1 protein-coding gene is annotated in these 757 nt (G+C 44.6%); it reads right to left on the bottom strand.

All coding sequences use genetic code 11. The features are described 5' to 3' along the window. The coding region (locus AB5935_RS28390) for a TonB-dependent receptor domain-containing protein (protein WP_368328158.1) at positions 1-757 on the bottom strand (757 nt) is incomplete at both ends.

Below are 757 nucleotides of genomic sequence, written 5' to 3' on the forward strand. Positions count from 1 at the left end.
TCCTCGTAGAGAGCATCTCCGGGAGCTATGGTAGCTGTTCCATTCCGCATAACAATCGCATTGCCGGAAATATCTTTCATCACGTTGCCATCGGCATCACGTGCATACGTGGCATCTTTATTTTGACAAACGCCTTTGTAACGATAACCATAGAAAGAACCCATCGGACGTCCTTCTTCTCTACGGTATGCATATTCACCATTGTTGAAGGTATAGTTTTCTTCGGTATAGTTATCCGGCATTTCCGTAATCTTGTTCTCGTTGTGGGCGATGTTGAAGTAGAATCCAACACGCCAGTCTCTGTTTTCAAAAGGGACTGCATCAACACGGAATTCCCACCCTTTATTCGTCATCTTTCCAGAATTCATGTAGCTGACTTCATAACCATTTCCATAACCGATACTAGTTGGCATTTTAACTTTCTTTTGCAACAGATCTTTGATATATTTCTGATAGACATCGACCGTAAAGCGGAGTTTCCCTTTTAAGAAAGAAGCGTCCAGACCTGTATTATATTCAGTGGTTGTTTCCCATTTCAAGCGATTGAGCTGCATGGTGCTCGGGGTAATGGCACTCATATCCATGTAATTGTCACCGGAGGCGTATGAACCCAGATAGAGCGAAGCACCGGAGGCAGCATTTCCCGTCTGTCCCAAACTGAAGCGAAGTTTAAACTCATCCATCCAGTCGTTCGAGAAGTCCATGAATTTCTCATCTGCCAGATGCCAAGCGACACCGACAGTAGGGAACAGACCTA

The organism is Phocaeicola sp. RTP21198st1_B8_RTP21198_201120 (genome assembly GCF_040929485.1).
In the GTDB taxonomy this organism is placed as follows: Bacteria; Bacteroidota; Bacteroidia; order Bacteroidales; family Bacteroidaceae; genus Phocaeicola; species Phocaeicola dorei.